The organism is Parabacteroides sp. AF17-28 (assembly GCF_003479205.1).
GTDB classification, from domain to species: Bacteria; Bacteroidota; Bacteroidia; order Bacteroidales; family Tannerellaceae; genus Parabacteroides; species Parabacteroides acidifaciens.
On the sequence record NZ_QUGV01000027.1, the window covers coordinates 1 to 22,371 of the forward strand.

17 protein-coding genes are annotated in these 22,371 nt (G+C 40.4%); 5 read left to right on the forward strand and 12 right to left on the reverse strand.

What is annotated here, in order from left to right; all coding sequences use genetic code 11:
* The first annotated feature begins 615 nt into the window (after positions 1 to 615).
* The 5 genes from DWW90_RS16600 to DWW90_RS16620 are packed head-to-tail and all read left to right on the forward strand — an operon-like array spanning position 616 to position 8,268.
* Positions 616 to 2,022 carry an ATP-binding protein gene (locus tag DWW90_RS16600; protein WP_122345767.1) on the forward strand — a complete coding sequence of 469 codons (1,407 nt, stop codon included), beginning with the start codon at positions 616 to 618 and terminating at the stop codon, positions 2,020 to 2,022.
* 4 nt (positions 2,023 to 2,026) lie between these two features.
* Positions 2,027 to 3,226 carry a hypothetical protein gene (locus DWW90_RS16605; protein WP_122345768.1) on the forward strand — a complete coding sequence of 400 codons (1,200 nt, stop codon included), beginning with the start codon at positions 2,027 to 2,029 and terminating at the stop codon, positions 3,224 to 3,226.
* The gene (locus DWW90_RS16610) at positions 3,216 to 3,773 is read left to right on the forward strand and encodes a hypothetical protein (protein WP_122345769.1); all 558 of its coding nucleotides are present in this window, start codon (positions 3,216 to 3,218) and stop codon (positions 3,771 to 3,773) included. Before DWW90_RS16605 ends, DWW90_RS16610 begins: the two co-directional genes overlap by 11 nt.
* Positions 3,757 to 7,410, forward strand: a complete 3,654-nt coding sequence (locus DWW90_RS16615) for an ATP-binding protein (protein ID WP_122345770.1) — start codon at positions 3,757 to 3,759, stop codon at positions 7,408 to 7,410. The genes DWW90_RS16610 and DWW90_RS16615 overlap by 17 nt, the downstream gene beginning before the upstream one ends.
* Before the next feature lie 9 nt (positions 7,411 to 7,419).
* Positions 7,420 to 8,268 (forward strand): hypothetical protein, encoded by an 849-nt coding sequence (locus DWW90_RS16620; protein WP_122345771.1) that lies wholly within the window; start codon positions 7,420 to 7,422, stop codon positions 8,266 to 8,268.
* Positions 8,269 to 8,504: 236 nt separating this feature from the next.
* On the opposite strand, the gene DWW90_RS16625 is transcribed toward DWW90_RS16620, so the two are convergent.
* From DWW90_RS16625 to DWW90_RS16680, 12 genes are read right to left on the reverse strand one after another with little or no spacing between them, the layout of a single operon-like run.
* A complete protein-coding gene (locus DWW90_RS16625) occupies positions 8,505 to 9,017 on the reverse strand; it encodes a DUF6155 family protein (RefSeq protein WP_122345772.1) in 513 nt (170 codons plus the stop codon).
* A 49-nt stretch (positions 9,018 to 9,066) separates the two neighbouring features.
* Positions 9,067 to 9,435 (reverse strand): YdeI family protein, encoded by a 369-nt coding sequence (locus DWW90_RS16630; protein ID WP_233547790.1) that lies wholly within the window; start codon positions 9,433 to 9,435, stop codon positions 9,067 to 9,069.
* Between the two features lie 59 nt (positions 9,436 to 9,494).
* Positions 9,495 to 10,370 (reverse strand): protein adenylyltransferase Fic, encoded by an 876-nt coding sequence (gene fic / locus DWW90_RS16635; RefSeq protein ID WP_122345774.1) that lies wholly within the window; start codon positions 10,368 to 10,370, stop codon positions 9,495 to 9,497.
* Positions 10,371 to 10,383: 13 nt separating this feature from the next.
* Positions 10,384 to 11,082 carry a TatD family hydrolase gene (locus tag DWW90_RS16640; protein WP_122345775.1) on the reverse strand — a complete coding sequence of 233 codons (699 nt, stop codon included), beginning with the start codon at positions 11,080 to 11,082 and terminating at the stop codon, positions 10,384 to 10,386.
* On the reverse strand, positions 11,079 to 12,497 hold the full coding sequence (qatC, locus tag DWW90_RS16645; RefSeq protein WP_122345776.1) for a Qat anti-phage system QueC-like protein QatC: 1,419 nt from the start codon (positions 12,495 to 12,497) through the stop codon (positions 11,079 to 11,081). The genes DWW90_RS16640 and qatC overlap by 4 nt, the downstream gene beginning before the upstream one ends.
* Positions 12,482 to 13,222 carry a hypothetical protein gene (locus DWW90_RS16650; protein WP_122345777.1) on the reverse strand — a complete coding sequence of 247 codons (741 nt, stop codon included), beginning with the start codon at positions 13,220 to 13,222 and terminating at the stop codon, positions 12,482 to 12,484. Before DWW90_RS16650 ends, qatC begins: the two co-directional genes overlap by 16 nt.
* A 5-nt stretch (positions 13,223 to 13,227) precedes the next feature.
* A complete protein-coding gene (locus DWW90_RS16655) occupies positions 13,228 to 15,060 on the reverse strand; it encodes a P-loop NTPase fold protein (RefSeq protein ID WP_122345778.1) in 1,833 nt (610 codons plus the stop codon).
* Positions 15,061 to 15,092: 32 nt separating this feature from the next.
* Positions 15,093 to 16,679, reverse strand: a complete 1,587-nt coding sequence (locus DWW90_RS16660; protein ID WP_122345825.1) for an ATP-binding protein — start codon at positions 16,677 to 16,679, stop codon at positions 15,093 to 15,095.
* A gap of 7 nt (positions 16,680 to 16,686) precedes the next feature.
* Positions 16,687 to 18,687: an AAA family ATPase gene (locus tag DWW90_RS16665; protein WP_122345779.1), complete on the reverse strand. Its 2,001-nt coding sequence runs from the start codon at positions 18,685 to 18,687 to the stop codon at positions 16,687 to 16,689.
* Positions 18,688 to 18,699: 12 nt separating this feature from the next.
* Entirely contained in the window at positions 18,700 to 18,918 is a 219-nt protein-coding gene (locus DWW90_RS16670; protein WP_122345780.1) for a DNA modification system-associated small protein, read from the reverse strand.
* Positions 18,919 to 18,921: 3 nt separating this feature from the next.
* Positions 18,922 to 21,282 (reverse strand): DEAD/DEAH box helicase, encoded by a 2,361-nt coding sequence (locus DWW90_RS16675; RefSeq protein ID WP_122345781.1) that lies wholly within the window; start codon positions 21,280 to 21,282, stop codon positions 18,922 to 18,924.
* The gene (locus tag DWW90_RS16680; RefSeq protein WP_122345782.1) at positions 21,279 to 22,361 is read right to left on the reverse strand and encodes a virulence RhuM family protein; all 1,083 of its coding nucleotides are present in this window, start codon (positions 22,359 to 22,361) and stop codon (positions 21,279 to 21,281) included. Before DWW90_RS16680 ends, DWW90_RS16675 begins: the two co-directional genes overlap by 4 nt.
* Positions 22,362 to 22,371: the final 10 nt, after the last annotated feature.

Genomic DNA, 22,371 nt, shown 5'->3' on the forward strand with positions numbered 1-22,371 from the left:
TGTCGGATCTGTCATGAGACAAATGTAAGCATTGTAAGGAAAATGTAAAAGAGTTACCCCCATGAAATATCGGGTGAGCCATAAACATCAATAGTAAGCGCAAAAAGAAAAGTGTTGAAATTCAGTGCTTTATTAATTAATAGTAATGTGTGCTAATCGTTGGTAATCACCAATTATTTCCCGATGCAGCATATTTACATCACTGATTATCAGTGACTATTCATTTTAATCGGTACAACCTCCGTTTTTACAAGTACACAGAATGTAGGGACAAATGCAAACCGTTGTATTTCATGGCTTTGCATATACGTGTTGTACCGCCTTTTTTCAGCCCATTTATTGAATGTCCGCTATCAAATACAAAGTATTGAATGATAGGGTATTTCCGCATGGATGTTACAGAACGCTTGCTGAATACAAAGGTAGTGCTTTTCTTGGAATTTCGGTGATTTGCGAGGAAATAGTTTCTAAATTCAGCACAAAATGTTGCTTAGAAAGATTTGATTCGTTTGGAAAAGTGTGTGGATTGTGTGGTTATTCGTTCCGAAAAGTGTAATAATCCTTGGTGATTCGCTTGGAAAAGTGTATTTTTGCATTAGATAAATCGGGAAAATCATGCTTAAAAGAAAGATAGAAACATATTTAGCCGACTGGAAAAAGGCAGAGGACAGGAAGCCTCTTGTGATTAAGGGCATACGTCAATGTGGAAAGACATACATTGTCCAGAAGTTCGCAAGGGAGAACTATGAGAATGTGGTCTATATGAACTTCATTCTTGAACCAGACAAGAAGTCGGCTTTCACGGGCAATATAGATGTGGATACCGTCATTCTCAACCTCTCAGCTTTGATCCCGGGCAGTCGTTTCATTGATGGTAAGACCTGCATCATCCTTGACGAGATACAGGAATGCAAGGAAGCAAGGACAGCATTAAAATCATTCCATATAGATGGCCGTTTCGATGTTATTGCCACAGGTTCGCTTTTAGGAGTGAAAGGGTACGGCAAAAGCAAGAAGAACCACGAAGAGGAGGGGCAAGATTCAGTTCCCGTGGGATATGAGACGGTAATAGATATGTATCCACTGGACTTTGAAGAATTTCTTTGGGCTAACGGCATCAATGATACGGTGATTGATTCTGTAAAATCGAGCTTCGAGAACGAAACCGCTGTTCCCGATGGTATTCACAAAGCGATGATGGAGCTGCTATATAGGTACGTCATCGTTGGAGGTTTGCCGGAAGTGGTGAATTGCTTCCTTCAAACCAAGAATATCGAACTTATATATAAGGTGCAGCGCAACCTGATAGCCGAATACGAGGAAGATATGGTGAAATATGCGGATGATGCCGACAAGCCCAACATCCGCGAATGCTTTGAGTCCATTCCCAAGCAATTAGCCAAAGAGAACAAGAAATTTCAGTATTCCGTAGTAAAGAAAGGTGGACGGGCTTCGCAATACATCGGTAGCATCCAATGGTTGGAGGATGCCGGAATAGTTCAACGGTGCTATAATACATCCATAACGGAACTGCCATTGGACGGAAATGCCATCAAGGAATGCTTCAAGGTATATACCACTGACATAGGAATCCTCATGGCCATGTTGGACTATGGCACACAGGCAGACATCCTTAAAGGCAATCTTCTTGGCTACAAGGGTGCCATCTTTGAGAATCTCATGGCGGATTTTCTCTGCAAGTCCGGGCAAAAGCTCTACTATTTCCATAAGGAAAGCGGCCTTGAACTTGACTTCTTAGTACGTTTCAAAGGAGAATGCGTAATCCTTGAAGTGAAAGTAAAGGCTGGGAAAGCGAAAAGCATGGCCACAGTTTTGAAAAACAAGAATGTATATCACGTGAACTGTGCCATCAAGTTGGGCCAATACAATGTCGGGCGTGAGGGAAATGTACTCACCATTCCCCTCTATATGGGATTTCTTATACAGGACAAACTTACGGATTCAATTATTCCTGAGATTGATTTGAGTGCATTGGTCAGTAATATAAATAAAGAGTTTTGAATATATGGATATTCTGACGCATTTTAGGAGTATAGAAGAGCTGACCAAGACACTCTCACGTGAGCAAGGATTGCTGAGTGAGATGTTTGAGAAACGGAAACTGATGAAGTTCCCGCTGGGGCTTGCCATAGAACTTGTCGGAGGAAATGAAGTCAGATTGAAAAAACTGCTTGACTATGGTGTGCTGGTGGAAACAGGAAACGCGGTTGAGATAGAGAGCGACTACCTGAACTTCTTCGAGGAGGTGTTGAATGTCAATGAGGAGATTAGCGTGTTGAGCGTGCAGGAATGTATCAACACCTTGAAGGAGTATATCGGATATTTCCTGCAAGAGACGAATGTCAATCGTAAGGTGGGATATCAGGACAGTGTGCGGCAGCTTTTAAAGAAGACCGGATTCAGGACGTTGAAAAATGTGGTGGATTTGAAGCGTAATATGGACAATGCCTATAAGCAGGAACCCAACTACATCATCAAAAAGAAGAAACTACAAAATCTGGATGAGAAGAGCCATAGCATTCGCGCTATGATACGTGAGTGTGAAAAGCTGATGGATAATGAGCACGCTTTCTTCACTATGGCCAATGACCCACATGTAGCTAAGACCTGTAGCGACGTGAGACATGATTTTGTGGAAGCCTATCATGCACTTATGGAGATTGACCGGCAGATTATTTCCTACATCAATCAGATTGACCGGCAAAATCAACTTTACAAGAAAATACGAAAGCTGAAATATCTGCAAGACCAACTCCTTATCAAGACTGATACGAACCTTATGCAGGTCTTGGAAGAGAGAAATCCTCTATGGATGGAATCCCGTCAATACAATAAGATTCGTCTGTCTTTAGAGATGCTGAGGGAAAACGAGCAAGTGGTGAATTTGCTGAGACGGATTGCCGAGCGCAATGGCATACAGAAAACGGCAAGGACAGAAGCTGAACCCTTGACAGAGGAGGATTTGCAAGAGCATATCCAATCCCTGAAGGAGGTGGATGCAGCGGAAGTATGGAATGCGTTTTTGGCATCAAGCTATCATCTGTTTGAGTTCATTCTGAGGTATGACTATAAAGCTAAACGCAATATCGAAGACCATGCAACTCTTTTTTGCCAACTGGTTATCTTGCATCCTGATGAATGTAGGATGACAGGAGAATATGCAATTTATCAAGACATTGAATATCCTATAATTTATGCGAAATAATACTCAAAGAATATACGAGCGGCTAAGCCGGGGGGAATTCCTTTCGGTGGACAGCACAGATACCGCAATCCGTCACTTGTATGAGGACATCGAGGAGAATGTAGAGGATTATGCCGATTATTTCAAGGAAATCGGTCTGCGATTGGAATCAGGCAATGGCTACTTCTATTTTTCACGAATAGGAGAGGGCAAGCAAACGGTAGGGCAGAAACTGGACAGCTTTTCAAAATGGCTGGATTATCTGGACTTCCTGAAGTGCTACAGCCAGTCGTTTACAGCCGGATACCAATTCCGCAAAAGCCATTTGATGGAACAGGTCAGTCTGGATATTGAGCTGAAGGAGAAGGTGCACCATCTGTTCAAAAAATATGGTGTGGGGTCTAATATCGAGATTATAAACAAACTGCTTCAAGAGATGGTGAGTTTGGGATTTGCTGAGTGCATCAGCGAACAGGACGAGACTTATAAGATTACTTCGGCATTCCGTTATGCCGAGGAATTGGTTGAAATCATTCAAATAGCCAACGAAGATGAAATACCTGAATAAGATTATTTTTATCAACAGTGCCAATATCCCTTACGCCGAGATTTCTGTGGATGGTAATGTGCATTTTACGGGAACCCAGGGCGTGGGTAAAAGTACGGTATTGAGAGCTTTGCTGTTTTTCTACAATGCCGACAAACAGCGTTTGGGCATTCAACAGGGACAGAAACCGTTTGATGAATTCTATTTCCGCCAGTCAAACTCTTATATACTTTATGAGGTGATGCGTGATAAGGATGCCTATACGATACTTGTCAGCAGATACCAGGGACGTGCTTCATGGAGATTCATTGATGCGCCCTATCAGCGCGAATGGCTTATCTCCGATGACAAGCAGGTATTGAGTGACTGGGTGAAAATTCGTGAACGTATCGGCAAGAATGTGGCTGTTTCGGCAAGAATAGAATCCGGTGTGATGTTCAAGGATGTTATTTTCGGCAACACGCATGACAGCAAATATACACGTTATGCGTTGGTGCAGAGTTCGCATTACCAGAACATCCCGCGAAGCATTCAAAACGTGTTTCTGAATACAAAATTGGATGCGGATTTTGTGAAGAACACCATCATACAATCCATGACAGATGAGGATTTGCCAATCGACTTGCAGACCTATAGACGACTTGTGACAGACTTCGAGCGGGAGTATGAGGAGATAGATTGCTGGTTCCGTCAGACACGTGATGGTAATTATCCGGTGCGGCAACAGGCATTGAAAATTGCCGAACAGGGTCGCAAAATTGTGGCGCTTGACCAGCAATTACTGGATGTATGGCGTATGCTCAATCATGCCGTAGCTGATAGCGAACAACGCATTCCGCTATTGGAAGTGGAAGCTGCGGAAGTCAAAGCAGACATAGAGAAAGAACACAACCGTGAGAAAGAACTTACGGCAGAATATGATAAGGAGAAAGATTCACTTAATCAGGAGCTTGGTGCCAAGAAGAGTAAATTGAAAGAAATAGCGGAGGAAAGGAAGAAATTTGCCGCTATGGGTATGGATGACAAACTTGCCCTTGCCGGTCGTGAGATTGCAATCAAACAAGAAGAAGCAGAGAAACAGGCGCTATTGAATGATTTATTGAAAATGAATGAATCGATTGAGGAAAAGTACAACATAGCAAGGGGTAAACTGGAAAATGCGCATCAAGCATTCAGGAATGTTCAAAAGGAGGCATATTATCAGAAACAAGCCACGCTTCAGTCGGAACGTAAGAAGTTGGATGAAGAGCGCACTAAGGATAGGAATCAGATAATGGAGGCTTTTAACAGCTGGCGATATGAGTCTGACGAACGTTTACAATCATTGTTGACTGAACAGCATAAGGCTGAAAATACGCTGAAGGAGCTTCGTCAGTGGCATCCTATGGCAGACGAGATAAGGCAGTTGGATGAACAGCTTTTGCAGTTGAGTTTGACTGAGAAGGAAAATGCGGCACAACAGACCGCCGTAAAAAGTCAGATAACTCAGATTACCGCTGAGTATGAGATGAGAGAGACGGAGATAAAACAAGCGTCTCGGCGTGAGCAGGAACGGCTTGAGGCAGACCGTACACACATTCGGGCGCAAATTGAAAAGATTGATGACTTATTGGCTCATTTTGACGGATCTCTTTACAAATGGCTTTGTGAGCATACGGAAGGTTGGGAAAATACAATCGGAAAAGTGGTTGATGAGGAACGTATTCTATATGCTCAAGGGCTTGAACCGCAGTTGGATGTCGCTTCTGACAACCTGTTCGGCATAAGGTTGAACTTGGATAATATTGCCTCGGTGCATCGTACACCTGACGAATATAGATTGGAAAAGATGAACTTGGAAGAGCAAGTGCGGCAAATTAACCGTCAACTTACGCAACTGCCCATTGCCCTTCAGGATGAGATAACGAAACTTGGAAAGAAATGTGCGGCACAGCTCAACCCGCTTCGGCAGAAAGCAACCTTGTTAAAAGTTGAAGAAGGACAGATACCGGTCAAACGGCAGAATCTGCAAAACCATCGGCATAAGCTGGAGATGGAAGAACAAGAGCAGATTGAACAGGAAAAAGAAATCCGTGAACGAGCCTTCAACGAGGCATTACTGAAAGTGCAATCCGAGAAAGATGCCCGTGAAAGAAATGAAGCAAAAAATAAGAAGGACCTTAAAGAACTTGACGCTTCATTCAACAAGGCTTCAAAAGCACTTGACGAGGAGCTGCGCAATTTCAAAGAATCACAAGATGCGGAAGCTGCCACCCGTAATCGGGAGTTCGCAACACAGAAGAAACAACTTGATGAACAGCAGAAGGCGGAGCTTGCAGGTAGGGGCGTTGATATGAATCTGCTGGGACAATATCGTAAAGCTCTGGATGATTTGAAGGAACTGTTGCGGAGGATTGAAGATGAACGTCCGATGGTTATCAAATATCGCGACGCTGAACAAAATCTTTTTGCCAAGGAACCGGAAATCAAGAAAACCATTAAGGACATCGAGCAACGGCTCTCAATGATACGTCAGCGTTATGAAGACAAACGGACACGTATCGAGAAGAAATGCAAGGAAAAGGAAGAACGTCAGAAGAAAGTCATTTATGAACTGAAATATAGGAAAGAGGGATTGAACCTTTACCATCAGATGGTTGAGAATGAGCATTTGGTGCCTGACACCTTCCTCTCTGATGATAAGGCGATGAAGACGCAGCAGGATTGTCAGCAACTTTTAAGTCAACTTAGGGGTACTATCAACCAGAAGCGCGAATCAATAGACAAGCTTAAAGATATAGTTGTAGGTTTCAACCGCAACTTCAAGCCTCAAAATGCTTTCCATTTCAACACGATGCCGGTGACAGACAATGACTATCTGCAAATTGCGGTTGATTTGCAGGACTTCATGGACAATAATAAAATCGAGGAGTTCCGCAGGCGCACCAGTGAGCATTATAAAGATATTCTGGGACGTATCTCTACGGAAATCGGTTCACTGATGAAACGTCGGTCGGATGTAGATGGGGTGATACTTGACATCAATCGTGATTTTGTGGAAAAGAATTTCGCCGGAGTAATCAAGAGCATCGAACTGAGAGCGAATGAATCATCCGACAAACTTATGCAACTGCTTATGTCCATTCATGATTATACCGTAGAAAACGCTCTCTCTATGGGTGAACTCAATCTTTTTTCAAGCAACAATCGGGATGATGTGAACCGTAAAGTTGTGGATTATCTGAAAAGTCTGTCCCACCAGTTGCAGAACGAGCCCAATCGTCCATCGGTATCATTAGGTGATGCTTTTCGTTTGCAGTTCCGTGTGAAGGAGAACGACAATGACACGAATTGGGTGGAACGTATCAATAATGTAGGCTCGGATGGTACGGATATTCTGGTGAAAGCGATGGTCAATATCATGCTCATCAACGTATTCAAGAAAAAGGCTGCCCGGAAAAACGGTGATTTCATTGTGCACTGCATGATGGATGAAATAGGGCGCCTGCATCCCAACAATATCAAAGGCATTTTACAGTTTGCCAATTCACGCAATATCTATCTCATCAATAGTTCTCCAACGTCATATAATCCATACGACTACCGATATACCTATCTCTTGAGTAAACATGGGGTGAAAACGAGGGTGGACAAATTGTTGAAACGGACAACCAAATAGTTTGGATATATGGCAATAAGTGCGTCTATACAAGCGTTGCTGGCTGGCGAACAAGTCGCCGGTTCAAAGTTAAGCAGTAAGTTACGTGATGAACTGTTGGCGGAAGGACTGCTGTTGGTTGCATCGCATGGCTCAAGAAACTCCTATCGTGCCCGTGATACGGAGGCGTTGAAAAGATACCTTATTGATAAGGATGAGAGTTACCGTATGCTTGAAATAGATGTTTCAGATTCCCGTGCTTCCATGGCAGCAGAAACAGGAAACTCCAAACTTGCTATGGTTCGTTCTTGCCCGGGATTTCCAGTAAACAGTTATGAACCTATTGAGTGCTCTCTTGATGGAAAACCTTTTATGGTAAATCCGCAAGAAGGAAGTTTCCTTTTTGTCGCAGAATGGGAGATGTTTACAATTCCTGAAGATGTAGTGGTACTCGGTATCGAGAATATGGAAAATTTCAGGATGATTCGCAAACAAAGAACATTCTTTGAGAAATACCTCCAAACGCATCAGCTTTCAAATAGGGTGCTTTTTGTGTCCCGATATCCACAATCGACAGACCTAAGAAGATGGCTATGTGCTATTCCTAATCACTATCTCCATTTTGGTGATTTTGATTTGGCGGGAGTAAATATATTCCTCTTTGAATTTCAGCAATATTTGGGCAAGGAGCGTTCTTCATTTTTAATCCCGGACGATATTGAAACCCGTTTGAATTCAGGTTCCAGAAAAAGATACGATGAACAGTATTCCCGTTATAAAGGTATTACGTCAGATGTATGCGAATTACAGCAGTTAATTGACCTTATTTGCCAGAAGAGAAAAGCCTATGACCAGGAAGGTTATATATTGAAAGGTTGAAAAATGCCGGAAATGTTGCCGTAATTTGTCACAAATTATTGATGTTTTAATCCGATTGGTAACTTGTTGATTCTCAGTATGGCTAAATATGCCTGCATTCAGTACGGTACTGAATGAGGTTCACTACCGTACTGATTCGGCATACCGTTTGAATTGTCTGTTTTTTTTCAGTATCTGTAGGAAATGTACCGAATTAGGGCTTATTCGTTGGAAAAAGTGTGAATAAGTTGGAATCGCTACCGATATTCTGAATAAATATCTTGCAGCGTGTCGTAGAATCCCCAGCCGCAACCCGATACGCTATCAATAAGTTTTTCAATCCGCTTGTAATAATTAGCTAATAGTCCGTGGAGGAAGATAAAACGCATAGCTTTGTCGAAATTCCCCTCTAATGTGGCATAGAACTGCTCCCACATATCACCAAACTCAATCGTGTATTCACATCCTTGTTCGATATAGAATAACATCAAATCGGCCACAAAGGTGGGATCAGGCTTTAGCTTTTGGAAATCGGAAATAACCTTTCGGCATTTGGCGAATGAGGGCTTATCTGAGAATCCACGAGTCGGAAAGAATTCGTTTTGAATCGCTTTCTTACATTTCTCCAACTCTGCATCGCAATTTGGTTCAAGATAAAATTCCAAATACTCTTTTGCCTCTTTACGGGCATCGTACAATTCAAGGACGATGTCGGTTATCTGTTCTTTAGTAAGTGATAACAGGTGCTTCTTTAGTTTTGCTTTTGACATAATTGATTAGTTGTTATTCTCTTTATCATAAATTCTCTGACATCCCATGCTATTTATATAAATCAGGTCTTAAATTCATATTGTACTGTTTGATTTTTTCCTCCATAGGAGAGCCTGTGAGAACAATTTGATATGGATAAGCCTTCTCAAATGCCAGTCGCCCAGCATCGGTCATAAGCCCTTGGTCTTCAAGAGCGATGCAACGTTCCTTATTCAATTCTGTCCAATGGCTTCCTTTTCTACGAGGAGATAAACGCTGTGCAAGTCGTTCGTCAGGTAATTTCTTTACAGTTGAATCAATCCACCCGAAGCACAAGGCTTCTTCAACTACATCAATGTAAGGAACACATTCGTATGTCTGCCGCTTAGAGCGTGAAGTAATAACCCAGCACGATTTCTCGCGACTGTGGTTTTCCATTAGCCAATTTCTTAGTTCGCTACGCTTTGTGAATTCAAGTAGATTGATTATTTCCATGCTTAATCCTCCTGTTCGTAGTAATATGAATAGTCAATACCCTTCATAAAGGTTTCTCGGTCATTGATTTTGTCAGTCAATGCAGCTTGGAGAAGTTCTTTTATTCTTGTGGTATTGGCAACGCTTGTTTGCATAGCTTGGAGATAATCGTTTTTATTGACGAGACTCCAATCAATGCACTTTTGCTGACGCTTTTTTAGAATCAGGTCAAGCCAAATACGAGTTGAACGCCCATTGCCCTCACGGAACGGATGGGCGATATTCATTTCCACATACTTGTCTATAATTTGGTCAAATGAATCCTCTGGCATCTTCTCTATAGATTCAAGTGTTTGAGGAAGATATTGTACCATAGCGAACTGAAACCCTCCTTTTGCGATATTGACATTACGGATTTGTCCGGCAAACTCATACAAGCCGCCAAAGAGATAAGCGTGAATCTGTTGCAGACCTTTGACCGTACCTACCTCAATATTGTTTATCAGGCTGCTTTCAAACAGAGCGTATGCCTTTGACTTGCTCTTTCCATCAATAGTCTCATCGCTGTTTGTGAACCATTCCACAAAACGCATTGCTTTTGTATTTGGGAAACTCCTTGCAAGCTGGATTACGCCATCATTATCAAGCACATCTGTCAATCTTCTTTTGCCATCAGGTGCTGACAATTTCAACTGGTTAGTGGCACTAACCAGTTCGTTATTTTCTTTCTTTAGCTTAGTTTTCAGGTACTTCCAATAGTTCCTATTCTTTTGATAATCATCTTGGTCGTTCAATACTCCGACAATATCAAGTACAGAAAACCACCATTTGGAATTTTCTTCATCCCAAACCGCCCGCACCTCACGGTCATTATAGAATCTGATGGATATTTTGGTCATGTGCAATTGAGTTTTATACTTCCTTTTTTGTAATTTTCAAAATTAGAGTCCTAAAATTGGACTGAATATGAACTTCCGTCAAACCACAATTTAAAATGGCATTGGAAATGTTTGATAATTTATTAAATGGAGAATCTGATTCTGTTAAAACTCTGTTCCTTGGAATTTTATTGATAATGTTTCTTCCTGATACTGATTTTGTCATTGCCTCATTGATTGAAAAATAATAACCTTCATTTACTATATCATCAATTAAACCTAATGGACCACTATACCAATGGAATATTACATTTTTTATGGCATATTTTTTTAAAATATCCAAAACATCTTTTTCTGCTTTACGAGAATGCACACTTATTATTTTATTTGTACCCCGAATACATTGACAAATAAAGTCAAAACTACTAAGTTGAATGTCTTTGCTATCTATATAGTTTTTGCTAAAATCTAAACCGATTTCTCCAATGTATGATGTTTTTGAAATGAATTTTGGAAAATCTTTCAATTCTGATTGATGTGTTTGAGCGAATTGAGGATGAAATCCTAATGCCAATCGAGATTTCTTTAAATTATTAAAGTATGGAATCCCCATAGCAAAATGACTCGGCAAATTAGTCATGCCAAGAGTTATGTCGCCACTTCGTTCTTTTTCCATCAGATATGATTCTGGAGAAGGAAGCATATCAATATGACAATGCGTATCTATAATCATATTCCTGCTCTTATTTGTATTTCATTTGTAGCTTTTTTCTTAAGCCAATTGATAACTTGACCATACGAATGTAAGGCTAATGATGTGTATTCGTCTAACTCATGTTTTTCTATAATTCCGTTGAAGAATAGTTCTTGGCGAATTGTACGTTCATTCATTCTGTTTTTTAGAAAATACAGAAGAGCATTAAAATCCCTATTCCTTTTTTGATTCTTATTGTCAAGATTGAATTTAATGCCATGAAGAACATCTGTACCAAGTAATGTCTCATTATCCATACCTATAGTATCTAGTGCTACTCTTCTGTATAGGCATGGAAGACACATACCACAATGCTTGATTTTGGCATTGTGTATTTCTATTCCGTTTTTGTCCCAAAAAACATTGTGACCACGTTTTGCACAAGAACATGACAGATCAACTAGTGATTCCAAGATTGCTTTTTTCGATGTGTTTTGGCAACACTCTATGACCATGTCAGCTTTTGATTTTAAACGATATGGGTTAAATATTGGGTTTGGTATACCTATAGCATACAAGGCCTCTTGAATGCGCTTTATAAAAGTAGGATGCGTAGTTCGAGTACTGCAGGAACTTCTTCTTCCACTATCAAGAGGTATGTTTATTGATATAGTTCCATTCTCTGGAACTATCAATTGACATTGTGGGGATATTTTGTTTGCAACATATATACCCGCAGCAAAAAACAATAAGGAACGTGAACGGAATGTGCTCTCTGTTGGAGTTCTTTTAATATTCCATGAATTAGGTTTAAGTCCTGCATTTAACAATACTTGCTCGTATTTATTCGAAAAAATATTGTTTTCTCTGCAATATCCCAATATGCCTTTTTGGTCACTATGCTCTTTGCCTAATTCCATATGTGAAACAAGTAGTATCTTTTTATCAGCATCAAGAGTACTTGCTTCGTCTATAAATCCGATCAATGAGTCTAAACCTCCAGAAAATAATGCAACCTTTTCAAACAACAGAATATTATATTCCGTTACTTTTTTAGTTGGATTATAGGAGTACGGAGCCGCTTGAACAAAGTGAATATCCCAATTGTCACCAGTAAGGAAACTTATAGCACGGTTAAAAGCTTCACGTCCTTTATTCATATCGTCAAGATTGACAACTGGGATATCTAACAATATCAAATTTCGCTTCCATCCATCAATAGAATAAGATAAACGATGTACAGCTCTATCCACATTATATACAATCATGGATAAAACCAAAAAATCAAAAGCGACAGATGTTGTATCTCGTGAGAATGCCCATAATTGTTTGAGATTAAATTTGGTATCTACAGAACGAATTCGTCCGTCACTTCCTTGAAATGAAAGAGTAAAAGTACCAAAGATTTCACAGTTATCTGACGGAGTATAATTGATATTTATTCTTGTTTCCATATATCTAATATTTCTGATGTTAAAGAATCCAGATATTCTTTCCCTTCTAGACTATTGAAGTCGATTTGTCTTAGTTCTTTACTTAATTTCTCATCTAGTTCGTTATGAAGCCAACCTCTCATGTCCTTTTTTATTTCTTCAGGATTACTCCCTTTGTCAAATATGTGGCTTTGAAATAATTCTGCAGAATATTCCAGTATGTACTCAATCTCAAATGTTATAATCCATTCATGAAGCTCGTCATCTGTTGCATTCTGAAGTTTATCTTCAATTTCTTGTCCATCTTTACAATCTGACAAGATATCATTCAGCACTTTATCCATTGCATAAGTTGCTGCCGCATCATCCATTGTGGAATCATTGTCTCCAATAATCTCATGAAGAAGCAATTCCTTAAAATCCTGTGGCGTTTTGGGCTTTTGTGCATCAGGCAACTTGTCAATGCCCAAACTTAATATAAGACCGTATTGTTTAGCGTTATTTAAAACTGTAGTTAGCCCTCTGACAGCCTGTCCTCCAGCACGACCAAATGAACTGCCTCTGTGTCCTCCACGAGTTCTACCGCCTCTATATAATCCATTGCCAAGAGCTGTACCAAAATTCCCAAAGAATTTAGCATTTGTTGCAGACTTATTATCTGTTCCATTTGTTAAACTCGTCATGGCTCGTTTTGCAGCAGACCAATTAGGAGTAGATTTTAAATTATGTGATTGTGATGTACCCATATTTATTATTTTCGCATTTTTCGTTCAATAGCATTTTTCAAAGGATTTCCTTTGGGCAATGTTTCTATGTAATTATGTATCTCATCGTTTAATGGAAGCATTCTAGCAAAAAACACATCAGCTTTTGTATCTATACTGTCTGTCTTTATATTGTTAAACAATAATTTTAACCTGTCTATTTTGTCACAGATTAATAAATTATTCTCATCGCAATTAAGTATTCTCCAACAATTTTCCGACTTCGGGTCTTTTTTTAGGCTATCATTAATCAAGCGAATAATCATGTCTTTTTCTGAGTCATCACAAGTATTAATAATTCCTGGCAAGTCTCGCTTCATCGTAACATTTGCTTGTAAAGTACATAATCTTCGGAATAATAACATGACTTTGTTTGTGACTAACGACGCAATTGGCTTTTCATTTTTCAATGCATCTCGTGCTACCCAAAAGTAGTTTTGTAGATTTATGTTTTTTAATGACGGATCTGAGCTTAGCCATTGCCTTAAATAGTCTGACGACCAGTTGTCTTTCCATTGTGGATTTTGAATGCCATTTTCAGTCTTTGCTTCTTGCTCAACATCATCCAATGGCAAAACGCCTCCATTAGCATTTTGAAGTTTATAAAGTTCTTCAAAACGAGAATTATACAGGGTATTGTACTCCAATACCATAAGCTTGGTTAATACTTCAGGAAGTATATCTGTAAACCCTGCTACCTCCGCTAACTCTTGGCGCACATATAAGGTATTTAGAAAACGTTTTAGCTGCCTTGGATTACCATTTAAAAAACGCTTAATAAGAGGTACGGTTGGCAAACGATATTCTACTGCATGAAAGTCTATGTTTTTATTTTGGGGGACATTTGCTTTGATGTCATCTATATTATATTTGGAATGCTTGTCTGTTTTTCTGAACTCTAAATATTTCTGATGTACTTCATTAAAATGTATATTAGTTAAATGATTTTTGCATAAAAGAAGTGTGATATAAGTCTCTTGCTCGTTGTCCGACAAACGTGGCAGTTTATATGGCAATTGGATGAGCTTTTCCAGATAGTCTGAAAATGGACTGGATATATCTTCTTTCTTCATTGGGATAGGATAATGCTGGCTAATAGCATATTCAATAATACGTTCATCTGCACCTATGATAAATGCAGTTTTATTCACATTTACAAACAACTTGACTGCTTCCAAGCAACCAATAATTCTTTTAGGATCACATCTGTCCAAATCATCAACATAGACAATAACAGCCTTATAACCTATATCATCAACCAATTTCTCAAAGAGTTCCCTAAACGTTGCGATAAATTTAGATGTATTACCTTTGGTCACATCATCAAGTAGATTTTGGTAGTTGTCATTATCTGTTATTTTATCAAGGTCTTCCTTTGTAGGCAGCCATTTCTTCAGCCAATCAGGAGTGAGATTGTCATAGGCCTTCTTCAGGATAAATACGCCTGCTTTCAAAAAGTCAATTCGCTTAAGAAAATCATCAGCTCGTTCAAATACATCTTTTCGCTTATTTATGTCTTTGTTAATTGCTTCCAATATACTTTCTATCATTGTCAGCTTTGTCGAGTCATAGCTCTCAAACTGCCAACTATTAAAATAGATTTGAAGTATCATCTTATGATGCTCATTTAGTGGAGATTTCTCCCATTCTTTCAAAGACTGTTGAAGTAAGAGCATCAAACTGCTTTTACCAGACCCCCAATTTCCAAATACTCCTATGGATATTGGCAACATTGCATCATTCAAAATTATCTTTTTAAGTAGATCTGCATGAACCTGGTAGCCAAGCAAATCTTGCGTTGTTTCATTATCTTGCCACATTTTTTCTTAATAATTTAATGCAATTAAATTGGTTATATTAAATGTGTAACATTTATTTTCTTATACTTTTTGCCCATACCAAGAGCGAAAGCCATTTGGTCTTTGATAATCAATTCTCCTTTCTGAAGCCCTGCAATGGCAGTACGGATTTCTTGAAGTTCGTTTCCGCTTACCCCAAACAAATCCTTGATAACCTTGTCGTCAATAGTTTGCTGTTTCATGATAAGCGGATATTGAGCATTGGCATAGAAGTCAAATCCTTTGCTCTTGAAACTACTCATATTCTGTGTGGCAAGAATGATGCTTAAACCTTTGTTTCGACCTACGGCAATCAGATTGCGCAACGGACGGTTGTCAAAGTCAAGCATATAGTGAGCCTCGTCTATGATGGAGAAATGGCGAATTTGAACAACCTCGTCGTTTGTAGCTTGCTTTTCTAACTGCTCATAAATGTTATTTAGCTTAGAAATTAAGAAGTACACGATTGCTTTGGCAATAGGCCCATCCTTGGGATAGCCATCCATCTTGATGATGTAGCAATCGCCAATCAAATCAGCCTTGTCTTCTTCCTCAAATATATTAGCACGTACCAACTGTTTGAGTACGGATGAAATAGTATCATCTTTGGATGAATCGGCCATTTTTGCTTGGTATTCCTCCAGCATTTTGGAAAAAGTTATCGGTGCTCCATCCGTTTCTTTATAGGCTTCTACAATTGCCTCACTCAACCTATTGGTCATATTTGCACTTGCTGATACTCTGTCAATAGAGCAGAGGGCAGAAGCCATTTCAGATGAATAGAGATTAATTTCGTTGATGGGTCGTCCGGAAAAATCCTTAAACGGAGTGAAGGGAAGCGGATGCTCAATAGGGTCAAGTATGCAACTGCGATCTACATCAAAGTGGGACAGCCAATGATTGTTTTGAATATCGCTAAACTCTCCTTTATAGTCGAACAACAGGAAATTAACAGGATATTGCGATTCGGAAGACAATACCCTGAATTGCTGCATCAGCACAGCTAACAAGTTCGTCTTTCCTGACCCGGTAGCTCCGGCTATGATGATTTGAGAGTTGGTAATATTGCGACTGTTGATGTCAAGGTTCGCTTCCATTTCCTCGTCGCCATAATTACCAATAAGCAGGTTAAGCACCGGAATATCTTTTGCCATAGCCACTTTGTTACCCATAGAATATAGGTATGTATCCAAATTGTTTTCTCTCATCAAGTAATCACGGCCGCGAAGCATTTCCGCAGCGATGATACGCGAAAGGGTGGCATTTTGTGTCCAGTCAATATTCAGGTTTGAATATCGCAATTTCAAAAGAGATGAATATAGGGTTGACAAGTCATGCATGGTGAAGAAGCTGGGTACAATACGTGCAGAACTTGTTGAAAGTTGGATGTCCTTAAAATCCTCTTCTTTTCGTTCGGCAGAAATGCTTAATCCCACAATGAAACAGATTCTCATTACTTTATTGAGAGTAAGGCTTACACGCTTCTCTCTATCCACAATGCGAGACAGATTGATTTTATTCTCCATTAAATCTTTGACCGGACTTATTTCATCCAGCAGACCTTCCATTTGGCGTGTATTTGAAAAATTGATGATACCCATGTCTTTATTACTGATTAAGCGTGATACCAAAATAGCCTTCATCTATGGTTGTTCGTTGCTCTTCCACATTTCTATGCAGAGTGTAGGTCTTTGAGATGAATGGCTCTAATTTCACATAGTCACTGTCCGTCCTGATTTCCGAAGTGGTACACAACAGGATGGTCTGTTCGGCAAGCTGTGGGAAATACTCTTCCATAAGAGCGTCACGGCTTTCATTATCAAGTACACCCATTACCGTGTCTATCATCACCGGTGGATTATAGTCGCCCAAATTGCGAAGCACTTTCAAAAGGACTTGAATGAATATCTGCTTGGATGCAGCGTTCAATTGATTCAAGTAGATTTCATTACCTGCCGTATGGTACATTTTAATGTTGAAATTTTCCATGCTGTCGGATAATTCAACACGCCCCACATGTCCTTTATAGGAAACAAGCAACTTGTTGAGCTGTTCCTGCATTTCCGTTTCAATCTGCGCTTTTTTCTTTTTCAAAAGCATATCAGCCACCTTGTCGAAGAATGGGCGAAGTTTCATCAATGTGTCATACTTCAAATCTGGCTCCTGCTGTATCTGTACATCGTATTGATGGATGCGCTTCTCCAAACGTTGGATTTCACCTTTCAAGTTGCCTTCCTGCGTTTTCAGCTTTTCAATATTGCGTTTGGCTTCCTCGTAATTGGCTATCAACATACTGTTTCCACCGGAACGGGTCTGTTCCAATGTACGTTTTTCAGATTTCAAATTATCTATATTCGCCAAATGAACCTCTAATTCCTGCCTCTTCCTGTCAATAGATACAAACTGGTTATGACCGCCTTTGCCGGGCAGTTCACGAAGAGCTGTTATTTCCGAATCGTCTAAATAATCGTATGGATCATCTGTATTGGTAGCATTCTGTAATGCAACCATGTGTGCCACTACATTTTCCTCATCCACCTCATGGCTGCATAGGGACAGTTCTTTCAGATATTCTATAATTTTGGAGGTAACGTCACGTAAAGTTTCTATCGGATAGGCACCAGTATTCTGTTTTTGTAGTTGCTCTTTTACACGGAGAAGATTGTTGATTTCTTGTGACAGGTTTGAAGCCAGTTTAGGCAGGAATACATTGATTTCTATATTCTCAACAAACGATTTCAAGGTCTCGGCATAATTTACAGCTTCGTCTGTGATGTTTTTTATTTTGCCGTCAAGATCTTGTATGCGTTTGTTCAGATTGGCAGTTTGTTGCGCTCCCTCTTTAGCCCGTTGGTATTCTTCTTCTACCGAAGCCATATACTTGTACAGTCTGTCCTGTTCGGCAAGACAGCCGTTAAGCTCACTTATCAGTTGTTCTTTCTGACTGCACAAAGCATTATATTCCTTTGCCTCTTTCTCGGCTTCCAAGCGTTGTTGCGCCCATTCCTGCTGGAGTTTTTCAGATGCGTGCTTTAGTTGCAGATATTTTTTGAAACCAAGTACATTTTCAAAGTTATCGCGGATTGTTTGCTGAAAGACATTCTTTTTCAGCAGTTCACTCGATTGCATAGCATCAAACAAAAAGTATTGGCTCAGTTCCTGTGGCAGATTAGCCTTGATAATCTTGTTTATCTCCTGCTCTGCACGTACTCTGTCTTTGGCAGCAGTCATGGTACCATACACATACATATTGCCGTTCATGTTGAGAGAAACGCTTTCGAGAGGTCTTCCTTGGGGATTGAGCACGTATGTTCTTTTCAAAATGTATTTTTGCTGTTGTCCCAACACTTTACCCACAAATGTTATTTGCAGACTTATCTCTGGTTTTGCCGTGTTAATGGCACCTTGATTGAGCAATTCCATGAAATGCTCCTTGTTTTCTATCTTCAATCCGTACAAAGCTCCGCTGATGGCTTCAAACAGAGTTGTCTTACCACCACCATTCGCTCCTCCGATAAGGATGATAGGTCGGTCATCATCTACTGTCAAATCAAGGTCGAGTGACAGGTAGGTTTTATAGTTGCTGATTCTTATTTTCTGTATGAGCATGGCACCTGTTTTTTATTGATGTATTTTCTGAATGGCATTACGGATAATATCTTCCGTATCGCTGTCGCTCATTTCTATCATATCTACTTTCTTGGCGTGATAGGCTTTCAGTATATCTTCACTAAGCCAGTCGAAGTCAATCTCTTCTTTTTCGCAGATTGCCTCTATCATAGCCAAGTCATCCTTGCGGATGCCATAGTGTACAAATTTGGGGTCTATTCCTTTTGCCATAATTTATGCGTTTTGAGGGTAGAAACAATTCCAGTTCAGTGTATCAGTTGTATTCTCGATAGGGAGAGGAGAGTACAACCAGTTTTCGCCTTTTTGTATGATGATACCACCGTAAAGCGGTGTTTCATTTGTAGAGTTCTCTTTGATATACTCCAACAGGGCATTGTGCTTTTCGGGTGCAAGCAAATCACTATCTATACTTTTTGTGTCAAACAGATATACATGACCGCTTTTCATGCGGACTACAAAGTCCACGTAAAACAAGGATTTAGCACCGCCTTCACTTTGACTGTACTCAATAGCATAATGCTGTTTGCCTTTGTCTCCGTTTTTATACCACCAATCTATGTATTCTTTGTTCTCTTCCAAATATGCCACAAAATTCTTTTCCGGATTTGAAGCCTGATTAAGTTGAACAAAGGGAAGTAGGGCATGGTTTCCTACTTCTTCTATGTGATTGGTTTCGCTGTCGTATATTCTTTCTTCCGGCACTTCCCAGTTATATTTCTTAAACTCTCTTGTTGCTTCCGATATTTTCTTTGCCGCATTACGTTTACGGAGATATTTCTCTAACGCAGTGTCAATGATGCGGTCGAATTTCGGACGGTTCTGATGGTACAGCACAACCTTTTTGGCATCTGTATCGAAGATGCCGAAGAAGTCAGCAATGATTTCCAAAAGGTAAGATGCTATCTTGTCGGCACGTCCTTTACTTTCAAATTGATGACCTTTGGTAGAGATATAAGCCATGAACACACGGTCTATCTCCGTTGCTTTTCTTGCATACTTGATTGTATCTACATTTATGGTCTGCTCCTCGTTTTGGAAATGTACATCTTGTGGTATTTCCACATTGATGTTTTTCACATCTAATCGCAAGGAGTTAGCCACTTTCTTACGATTCTCGTTTATCTGCAATTCCTCACTGTCGGGCAAATCTCCATCCTCATAGTCGTTATCCAAACGGGCAAGTTCTTCAAGAGAGAACAGCATTTGTCCGTGTTCGAAGTTCCAGAAATGAGTTGCTTCATCGTAAAGGATTTTCTTGAAATCGGGTCCCAAATAGTTGCGTTCTACATTCGGACGTTCTGAATAACTTGCAGGCAACCATATATTGTTCAGTTTCTCTCTGCGGTGAGCCGTCAGAGTGTTGTTCAGGATATATCCGGCATCGGCTGTTACTATTTGAATCTTATCCTTTGCAATGTCTGTAAACACATAACCCACATTCAGCAGATCCTTGGGATAGTGTTTCTGCTCCGGCATACGCATAATACGGCCAACGGTTTGTATAGTAAACTGGTCACTTTGCAGTTTTCGGAATATCAACAACACGGCAGCACGAGGGCAATCCCATCCAAGGGCAATGGCTTCTTTGAACAGAAGTACCTCGGTCATATTATCCGGCTTTTCTAAATCGGTCAGATTCTCCTTTTCACCAGAGAGCCATATTGCCAAACGATGATTGGCAGTAGTGATACCATTCATCACTTCAAGATACTGTTTTACTTGCTCGGCAATGGCGGTATCGTCCGCTGTCATAGACTCTTTAGTGTCATTGGGAAGCTGGATAAGCAAAAGCGGATTGATATTCGCACCTAATGCTTTATATGCTTCGGCCATCTGGTTACGCTTTTCCAATGCTGCTTTAATAAGATTGGCATTAAGCTCCAGCTCATCACTGAAGTTGAGTTCTATCTCCGGATTGAGCACCACCTCTTTCTTAATCATCTCGGCAGCGATGACATCTTGGCGATACACCGTCACTTTCTCTTTTGGATTGCTGGTTTTAGGTGTGGCTGAAATACGGATTTCCACCGCAGGGTTTATCTTGTCGAGCACTGCTGCCGATTTGTCGGCTGTCTTGCTCCAGAACATGTGTTCCTCGTCGATTATGGCAACGATTGGCAATCCGAACTCTTCTTTGGTTCGGTCGGTTATTTCGTAGAGCGAAAGCGAGGTGTCGCCCTCACGCACCATCACGTTGGTCTCTTTGTTTACGCTTTCCCAGTTTACAAAGAGTATTTCGCCGGGGCGGATGCCTTCGTTTTGGTCTATTTCATCGAACATCACGGGGCGCAGAGTACGTGTTTCGTCAAAAGCATCTTTCAGCTTTTCATAGCTTTGCAGATGCAGCTTTCGAGGGGCGAACCAGATGAATGCTACCTCCTGATAACGACTGTCACCGCGCTCGCGCAGTTCGTCTATAAGTCCGGCAAGCATTTGGCAAGCCATAACAGTTTTACCGGCACCGGTTGTTGCCTCAAACACCAATTTGTTACGATGGCCACCGAGATTAAGCAGACGGATAGTCTTGTCCACCAACTCGGTTACGGCTTTTTGTTGATATGCTAAGTTTTTCATTGCTTTCCTCCTTTTCTGCTGTCTTGGTTCTTTTGCTCAACTTCTTTCATCTCCAAAAGGAAACGGTCGTAATCTGACATGAACAACTGATCTTGAATGATACGATACTTCTCGAATTCCGTTTCGGCGTGTAATCTTGCAATTTCGTCTGTAACTCGTCCAGCATCTTTTAGCAGGCCGTATTCAAAAAGATTGATAAAACTATTCAAGCGTTGTTCCCAGTCTGCCATTGTCAAAGGAATATGGCGCATGGTCATCGTTTCGGCAAAGTCAAGATAAGCCGTTACCATACGTTCTAATTGTCCTAATTCGGTATCTGAAAGATAGTTCTTTGCTATCACTACATCGCTTTTCCGTATTTTCCCGTCCGGAGCATCAGCCCAAGTGGTCAATCCCATGTGTTCTTTGTCCGCATCAGCGCGCTCTACAATCAGTTCGGCAGCGGTGTGGCCATGTACGGCATAGTGCATCTTGTTCTGTACTGTGGCATAGAAACGGCGTGTTGCCAATGCGGTTTTGTCGTAATCAACAGCTGTGGCATACAGGTCAGTTATTTTTTGGTAAAACAACCTCTCGCTGGAACGTATTTCGCGGATGCGTTCCAGTTGTTCGTCGAAGTATTTGTCTGTCAGGAATGTTCCCCTTTTCAGCCTTTCCGAATCCATTACCCATCCTTTGATGGTATATTCCTTGGCAATGCCATTTACCCATTTTCTGAATTGTACGGCTTTCTCTGAGTTTACCTTGAAACCTACGGCAATAATCATCTCTAAAGAGTAGTGGTTCGTATTATAATGCTTGCCGTCAGGAGCAGTTATTAGAAATTTTCTAATAACTGATTTTTCTTGTAACTCGCTATCTGACAATATCTTTTTTATATGATAATATATGGTAGGTACTTCAACATCATACAAAGTCGCCATCAGCTTCTGTGAGAGCCAGATATTTTCATCTTCATAACGTATTTCTATCTGCTGTTCGTCATCGCCTACACAAGCTATGTAATTTAAGTATTCCGCAGCACTGCTTCGCACGGATACTTGTTCCTTTTTCTTTTTATTTTTGCCCTGCTCGTTCATTGCTCGTCCT